This is a genomic window from Micromonospora sp. DT62 (genome assembly GCF_049847285.1).
In the GTDB taxonomy this organism is placed as follows: Bacteria; Actinomycetota; Actinomycetes; order Mycobacteriales; family Micromonosporaceae; genus Micromonospora; species Micromonospora reichwaldensis.
On record NZ_JBNCOB010000011.1, the window covers coordinates 179,783 to 185,942 of the forward strand.

A 6,160-nucleotide genomic window follows, 5' to 3' on the forward strand; every position below is an offset into this window, starting at 1 on the left:
GGTGGACCGGTTGGCCTGCACCGCGACCGCGAAGGCCGTCCCGCTGCACCCGACCCATCTGGAGGCGGCGATCAACCGGGCCCTCGTGGCGCTGTACCGGCACCTCGACCGATGCGCCCAGTTCGCCAACACCACCAAGGCGTACCGCGCCCGCGCCGGACGCTCCTGATTCCAGCCCGGTCCGTTACCGGTCGCTGTAGTGGTATCGGCAGGCGATGATCTCGACGTCGTCCTTGGTGATCCGATAGACCAGCCGGTGTTCGCGATCGATTCGGCGGGACCAGAAGCTGGACAGCTCTCCCCGCAGGGGTTCCGGCTTGCCGATGCCCTCGTATCCGTTGCGCATCACGTCTGCGATGAGATCGTTGATGCGCTTGACCAGCTTTCGGTCGGTGTGGCTGAGGTACTGGTTCCAGGCCGTCGCGGTGAAGACCAGCCTCACGCGACGTCTCGCACCGTGGCCGGGTCGATCAGGTCCCGCTCGGCCGCGTCGCCCTGCTCAAGCTCCGCGATGGAGCGGCGCAGGGCTGCGGCGTTGGCCGGGTTGCGAAGGAGGTACTCGGTTTCCTTCATCGCCTCGTACTCGGCGAGCGGCACGATGACCACCGGTTCGTGGCCCGACCGGGTCACCACCACTTCCTCGGCGTCGTTGATGACGCGGTCGAGTTCGGCGGCCAGGTTCTGCCGTAGCTGGGTGAAGTTCACGGTCCGCATGACCACCTCCGGGGTAAGTACAGAAAACTGTACCTCGGATGGGTCTGTGTCTCGTCCCTGGCGACCTGGCGGTGAATCCACGGGTCCTGCTGTGCAAGCCAAGATCACGGCGCAAGCGGCCCCACGAAGGGGTCGGTGACCTGCGGAGGAGTGGGCCGCCGGGGACTTGGCCCCTGACCAGGGCTGGAGTCCTCAGCGCTTCTCGACGTTTTACACGGCTTTTCGGCCTCAGTTGTGCCGGATCTGTGCCCGATGATCTTGTAGATACATCGAGGACTATCTTCCAGGCGCTACTGCTGCTCGTGCCGGGGCGCAGAGTCCAGCCCCGGACATGCGTGCAGTTCGGCAGACCAGACATGTCACCACCCTCAGCGCGTTCATCGGCGCGGCCGGATCGGATACACCGCCGATCCGGCACGCTCGCCGGTGCGCCCTTCATCGCCTAGCCCCTGGATGTGGTCCCTGAGCTGTTCGCTCTCGTCGGTGGACATAGGCTTGATCACCTGACCCGACACTGCCGGTTGGTACGATAGGAAATTCATTATGAGCGTCTTGGGTGACTTTGCGCGGCTAAGCCCGGAGCAGTTGGAAGAATTCCGAACGATGCCCTCAGTCGACGCGTATTCGCAACTTGCGGATTTCGACGAACCGGGCTGCCGGCTGGATCTGGATCGAACCTGGAGCAGACTCGCTTTCCTCATTGACGCGGCACATCTTCCGATTAACCCGATTACCGTCGGATCATTCTTCCCCGACGAACGAACGGCCTGGGGCCAGGACGGGGACTCGCGTTCGCTCACACCTGAACAAGTCGCGCAGGCCGCTGTCCACCTCATGTCGACGCCGTTCGACGTGCTGGCGCCCCACGTGCGTGCGGCACTGACGGCCGAGTACCGCGGCCCCTTGAATAGGAAACAGTCACGGTACGTCAGCGATATCCTGCCGTGGATCACTGAACACCTGGCCGCGCACTACCGGGCCCTCGTCGAGTTTTTCGACGCCGCTGCCCGAAACAATCAATGCACGGTGTTCTGGGCTGCCTGACGGCGGTTACTTGCCCCACCGCGCAGCGGCACGGAGGCTCTGGCAGTCAATGCTCCGGCTTGGCGACTACATCCGGCCGGACCGGTGCTGACGGTTGACGCCCAGGGCGACAGGGCGATCAGTCACGCCTCGCTCGTCGGCTTCACGAAGGTCCCTCGCTGCGGCACCACGAACAACACGCCCTGGTCCACCAGTACCGCGATCGCTCGCCGTACGGTCGCTCGCGCGAGGCCGTACTCCTGCACCAACTGAGACTCGGACGGGATCGCCCGGTTGGGCTGCCAGTCGCCACGCTCGATCCGGGCGGCAAGGATGCCGGCCAGTTGCCGGTACGGCGGGCAGCGGCGCCCCATGGTCAATGCGGGCCTCCGGGTCGATCTCCATAGCTCGACGCTAGAAGTCTCCACATGATCGCCCTCAACCTTCTACGTACCTAGACGTATGGAGACCAGTATTGATACACGCGCAGGTGGCCCGGCTACGCAGCGCCCGCCCCGCCGGCCCACCACCACAACCGACCACCGAACCAGTCCGAGTGCAGCGGCGGGCCTCCAACAGCGGCGTCGTCATGGTCGCCGGTCAGAAGATCGCCCTCGGCCGCGTCCACGCCCACAAGACCGTCACCATCGACGTCACCGACACCGACCTGGCCATCCACTGCGACGACGGCACCCGCACCATCCGCCGCATCACCGACCAGCCGGTGCGCAACATCAAGGTCAGCCGACCTCGTAAGGCCGCCGTCACCGGCACTACCGACGGCTTGACATCAGCCAGAAGGAGCACTGCATGAGCGCACCTGAACATGCCGTCATCGTCCGATACCCCCTGACGGGCAGTGGCTTCGGCGAGGAACAGGAACGGCAGGCCGTCTACGACCTCGCCAAACACCTCACCGAAGCTATCGAGGCCGCCGACGCCGGTGATTTCGACGGCCACGAGTTCGGCGGCGGCGAAGCCGTCCTCTACGCCTACGGCCTGGACGCCACCCGACTCTTCACCGCGATGGAACCGCAGCTGCGAGCCTTCCCGGCCAAGCCAGCACACGCCACCCTCCGCTTCGGCGAGCCAGATGACCCGACCGCCGCCGAACAGCACATTGATCTCTGAACGCCCGCCCTCCTCAGGACAAAGTTCTAGACCGAACGTCAACCATGTCCTGGGACGGATCCGTCAAGCATCAGGTGGGACTAGACACTCAGTCATGCTCATTCATGCTGCTGTCATGGCTGAGAACTTTTGCCTGCGGACCGCGTTGCGTTGGTAACGGAGCCAGAGGCCGTATCCGCCAGTCATCACGCAGCCGATGGCGGCCCAAATCAGGACGTGATTGAGCCGTTCGGCAGCCGCCGCGTCGCATGCCCGCCGGAAGGCATCATAGTTAGGAGTGGCTGGACGGTATGGGGCAAGTAGGGTTCCGCAGTCGCTAAACTCCCAGCCGTCAGCGAGAAAGGTTCGTGTCAGTGCCAGTGCTGCTGGTGTCAGCAGAAGGGCACCGACTGACGACCGGCGGATCCACTTGTCGAACGAAGCGGCGACCCCGGAAAGTAGCCGAATCAGGACGGCGAGAGCCACACCGCACACCGCCACGAAGGCCGTAACGAGCCCGGCAACCGGGACACTGGTCTTGTTCGCGGTTATGCCTCGGAAGTCTGCGATCGCCGCAAAGACGACTGCGATGACTCCAGCCGCCATGCATACAACGATCAGGTACTTGCTTCGACGCTCTGCGATCGCCGGACGTAAGGGACCCATAAATAACTCCTCCGAGTTCCGACGCTTACCACGGATCTTAGCCATTACTGGGGCGGCGCGGCCTGGTCCACTTCCACGCCGTCATCCGTGCCGATGGCCCGTCCGGGCCGGACTCGTCGCCCCCGGTGTGGCTCACCGCTGACGTGTCGGCTGACGCGGTGCATTCCGCGGCTTCCTCCGTCGAGCTGGACACCGCAAGACCTGACGGGACCACGCTGCTCCTCGGCTGGGGCGCACAGGTCGACGTCAAGGACATCACCGCCACAGACCTCGACACCGACGACGCAGACGACGACGGGGACCAGGCGGTCACCGACACCCGGCTTGCCGGCTACATCGCCAAGTACGCCACCAAGGGCACCGGCGCCACGGAGACCGGCGACCGTCGTATCCGCTCACAGATACACATCGACCGGCTACGGGTCTCCGCTCACCACCGCGTAATGATCCAAACCGCGTGGGACCTCGGCGGACTCGACCAGTACGCCGATCCCAAACTGCGTCACTGGGCGCACATGCTCGGCTTCCGAGGTCACTTCCTCACCAAGTCGCGGATCTACTCCACGACGTGCGTCCTGGTCGTCAACGACTGGCAGATCCTCGGCATCGGCTACGACTCGCCCGAGCAACTCGAACTCGCCACCGCGATCGGTGACCGCATTCGAGCGGCACGACAGCAAGCCAGAAAGGAACCCCGATGACCACCCCCACCACCGAACGGCTGTGGAGCGTTGCCGAGGTGTCGGCGTTCCTCGGCATCCCCGTCGACACCCTCTACCAATGGCGCCACCGCCGAATCGGCCCCCGCGCGTCCCGCGTCGGCCGCCACCTCCGATACGACCCCGCCGACGTGCGGGCCTGGTTCCACAAGAAGGCGGCCTGACATGCCCATCGATGACCTGTGGTACCTGACCAAACGCGGACCCGACAAGAAGCGGCTCCCCTCCAAGCGGCACGGCAGGGGCAAGCGCTGGCGAGTGCGCTACGCCGACGCGGCTGGTGAGTCCCGAGAGAAGCTGTTCGAGCGCAAGACCGCGTCGACGCTCTCGCTGCCTTCTTGCTGCCTCGCTGTCTGATGCCTCGCTTACAAGTTCTGCGCGCTCTGTCCGTGCGCGTCCGCGCACGTCTCTGACGTCGGGCACTGATCCACCGCTTTCCGTCCCCGGCCCTACCCGTCTGGCTCTGTTGCTGTCATCGTTGCTGTCGACAGCAGCAGGGCTACCGGCGCTCCTGGACCTGACGCCAGCCGACTACCGTCGACCCGTGCTCGATCCCGCAACTGTCTTCGACGGATCCGGCCCGCTGGAGGAGCCGCTCACCGACGAGGTTCTGCGGGCGGTGGAAGCGCAGCTTGGACACCAGCTGCCCACCGCGTACGCCGACCTGGCCCGCCGACACAACGGCGGCTCGCTCGCCCGTGACGCCCACCCTGCACCCAATCGAACCTCCTGGGCTGAGGACCACGTTGGCGTGTATACGCTGGCAGCGATCGGCCGAACTGCTCGGTTCAGCCTCTGCGGCGAGTTCGGCAGCGCGTTCTGGGTGGCGGAATGGGGCTACCCCGACATCGGCATCTACATCGTCGACTGCCCGTCGGCGGGTCACGACATGGTCGCCCTCGACTACCGCGCGCCCGGTGAACCGGCTGTCGTACACGTCGACCAGGAGCGGAACTACCAGATCACGGTTCTCGCCCCCGACTTCGAGACCTTCGTGGCAGGCCTCGTCGACGAATCCGAGTATGACGTGGACGACTGACTTTTCTCATCACGAGTCGATCGCGGTCTGCTGGTCGGCGTGGCCCTGGCCCCTTGCTTACCTACGCCTGCAACCGCCGTTGGCCGCCAGCCTGGCTGCTTCGCTGGTGCTCGCCTGCGGCACACGGTTCAGGAAGGCGACTGCGGCAGGTTGGTGAACATGTCCTTGACCTGGACGTCCGCGTCGGTTATCTGCCGGACGAGTCGAGATCATTGCACGTACTCTGCACGGCCCCCGGTCCGGCGTCTTCGACTGCTGCGTCCGCCCGACGAGGTGCCTCCGCATCCGTGAGCCATCGGTGGTCGTAGCCAAGATGATCCCAGTGAGAACGTATCCATCGCTGCTTCCGGACAGAGGAGGTACGCCACAGGTACCTCAAGTTGTCGCCCAGCAGATGCCGTCGCTCCGGGGCGATACAGCCGGGTAGCCCATGGCAGAGGTCGGCAAGTTCGTTGATCTGCTCACGCCGCTTCAGCAAGGTCTCCAGCGACTCGTCGTCCACGGGAGCCGTGTGGAACCGGATCTCCAGGAAGGCCAAGTGCAGGAGCTGCAAGACGGCCTTCTCTGTAACTACCTGCGGCGGCTCGACGATCGTCACTGGACAATTTTCTCCCGGGCCGCTGACGAGTCGACACGCGTGCAACCGTCTTTCGGCAACCGCATTTTGGAAGATCGCTCCCGGCTGACGTGAGTTGTCCGGAACGCCTGGTCAGCGGCGGCGCCGTGGTGCCCGATCTCGCCCGCTGCTGACCGCCTGGGCCACCGGCTACTGGCACGTGGCTGGCACGGCTGCGTGTGGGCGCGCGGCTGTCGGTCACGTCCGCGCTGGTGGTGTAAGAGACGGCCATCGCGGGATCCGGTCTGATGCTATGCGGCGATCGGGGTCGGG

11 protein-coding genes and 2 pseudogenes are annotated in these 6,160 nt (G+C 65.1%); 9 read left to right on the forward strand and 4 right to left on the reverse strand.

Translation table 11 applies throughout. The annotated features are described in order from the left end of the window. Nucleotide 1 precedes the first annotated feature (1 nt). Nucleotides 2-169 (forward strand): hypothetical protein, encoded by a 168-nt coding sequence (locus tag ACPXCB_RS17850; protein WP_425876734.1) that lies wholly within the window; start codon nucleotides 2-4, stop codon nucleotides 167-169. 15 nt (nucleotides 170-184) lie between these two features. Here the strand turns inward: ACPXCB_RS17850 and ACPXCB_RS17855 are convergent, their stop codons facing one another. Beyond that, nucleotides 185-442, reverse strand: coding sequence for a Txe/YoeB family addiction module toxin (locus tag ACPXCB_RS17855; RefSeq protein WP_425876736.1), 258 nt, complete (start codon nucleotides 440-442; stop codon nucleotides 185-187). Further along, nucleotides 439-714 (reverse strand): type II toxin-antitoxin system Phd/YefM family antitoxin, encoded by a 276-nt coding sequence (locus tag ACPXCB_RS17860; RefSeq protein WP_425876738.1) that lies wholly within the window; start codon nucleotides 712-714, stop codon nucleotides 439-441. Before ACPXCB_RS17860 ends, ACPXCB_RS17855 begins: the two co-directional genes overlap by 4 nt. Nucleotides 715-1,257: 543 nt before the next feature. Here ACPXCB_RS17860 and ACPXCB_RS17865 point away from each other — a divergent pair. Next, a complete protein-coding gene (locus ACPXCB_RS17865; RefSeq protein WP_425876740.1) occupies nucleotides 1,258-1,758 on the forward strand; it encodes a DUF1877 family protein in 501 nt (166 codons plus the stop codon). Nucleotides 1,759-1,880: 122 nt separating this feature from the next. On the opposite strand, the pseudogene ACPXCB_RS17870 reads toward ACPXCB_RS17865, so the two are convergent. Continuing rightward, nucleotides 1,881-2,142, reverse strand: a pseudogene (locus ACPXCB_RS17870) (GntR family transcriptional regulator). Between the two features lie 151 nt (nucleotides 2,143-2,293). Here ACPXCB_RS17870 and ACPXCB_RS17875 point away from each other — a divergent pair. Together ACPXCB_RS17875 and ACPXCB_RS17880 are read left to right on the forward strand one after the other, a co-directional pair. Next, the gene (locus ACPXCB_RS17875) at nucleotides 2,294-2,551 is read left to right on the forward strand and encodes a hypothetical protein (protein ID WP_425876742.1); all 258 of its coding nucleotides are present in this window, start codon (nucleotides 2,294-2,296) and stop codon (nucleotides 2,549-2,551) included. Then, nucleotides 2,548-2,868: a hypothetical protein gene (locus ACPXCB_RS17880; RefSeq protein WP_425876744.1), complete on the forward strand. Its 321-nt coding sequence runs from the start codon at nucleotides 2,548-2,550 to the stop codon at nucleotides 2,866-2,868. The genes ACPXCB_RS17875 and ACPXCB_RS17880 overlap by 4 nt, the downstream gene beginning before the upstream one ends. A 102-nt stretch (nucleotides 2,869-2,970) precedes the next feature. On the opposite strand, the gene ACPXCB_RS17885 is transcribed toward ACPXCB_RS17880, so the two are convergent. Beyond that, entirely contained in the window at nucleotides 2,971-3,513 is a 543-nt protein-coding gene (locus tag ACPXCB_RS17885) for a hypothetical protein (RefSeq protein ID WP_425876745.1), read from the reverse strand. Nucleotides 3,514-3,566: 53 nt separating this feature from the next. Here ACPXCB_RS17885 and ACPXCB_RS17890 point away from each other — a divergent pair. The 5 genes and pseudogenes from ACPXCB_RS17890 to ACPXCB_RS17910 form a co-directional block, all read left to right on the forward strand. Further along, a pseudogene (locus tag ACPXCB_RS17890) lies at nucleotides 3,567-4,214 on the forward strand (replication initiator); the annotation flags it as partial. After that, nucleotides 4,211-4,396, forward strand: coding sequence for a helix-turn-helix transcriptional regulator (locus ACPXCB_RS17895; protein ID WP_425876747.1), 186 nt, complete (start codon nucleotides 4,211-4,213; stop codon nucleotides 4,394-4,396). The pseudogene ACPXCB_RS17890 and the gene ACPXCB_RS17895, both read left to right, overlap by 4 nt. A 1-nt stretch (nucleotide 4,397) precedes the next feature. Beyond that, nucleotides 4,398-4,589: a hypothetical protein gene (locus ACPXCB_RS17900; RefSeq protein ID WP_425876749.1), complete on the forward strand. Its 192-nt coding sequence runs from the start codon at nucleotides 4,398-4,400 to the stop codon at nucleotides 4,587-4,589. A gap of 154 nt (nucleotides 4,590-4,743) precedes the next feature. Next, the gene (locus tag ACPXCB_RS17905) at nucleotides 4,744-5,271 is read left to right on the forward strand and encodes an SMI1/KNR4 family protein (RefSeq protein ID WP_425876773.1); all 528 of its coding nucleotides are present in this window, start codon (nucleotides 4,744-4,746) and stop codon (nucleotides 5,269-5,271) included. Between the two features lie 430 nt (nucleotides 5,272-5,701). After that, nucleotides 5,702-5,962, forward strand: coding sequence for a hypothetical protein (locus tag ACPXCB_RS17910; RefSeq protein ID WP_425876751.1), 261 nt, complete (start codon nucleotides 5,702-5,704; stop codon nucleotides 5,960-5,962). Nucleotides 5,963-6,160: the final 198 nt, after the last annotated feature.

What these genes read in the sequence shown, in the direction of transcription:
- ACPXCB_RS17865 (WP_425876740.1), top strand. Translation starts at nt 1,258, where the DNA reads ATGAGCGTCTTGGGTGACTTTGCGCGGCTAAGCCCGGAGCAGTTGGAA.
- ACPXCB_RS17880 (WP_425876744.1), top strand. Translation starts at nt 2,548, where the DNA reads ATGAGCGCACCTGAACATGCCGTCATCGTCCGATACCCCCTGACGGGC.
- ACPXCB_RS17885 (WP_425876745.1), bottom strand. Translation starts at nt 3,513, where the DNA reads ATGGGTCCCTTACGTCCGGCGATCGCAGAGCGTCGAAGCAAGTACCTG.
- ACPXCB_RS17860 (WP_425876738.1), bottom strand. Translation starts at nt 714, where the DNA reads ATGCGGACCGTGAACTTCACCCAGCTACGGCAGAACCTGGCCGCCGAA.
- ACPXCB_RS17900 (WP_425876749.1), top strand. Translation starts at nt 4,398, where the DNA reads ATGCCCATCGATGACCTGTGGTACCTGACCAAACGCGGACCCGACAAG.
- ACPXCB_RS17910 (WP_425876751.1), top strand. Translation starts at nt 5,702, where the DNA reads ATGGCAGAGGTCGGCAAGTTCGTTGATCTGCTCACGCCGCTTCAGCAA.
- ACPXCB_RS17895 (WP_425876747.1), top strand. Translation starts at nt 4,211, where the DNA reads ATGACCACCCCCACCACCGAACGGCTGTGGAGCGTTGCCGAGGTGTCG.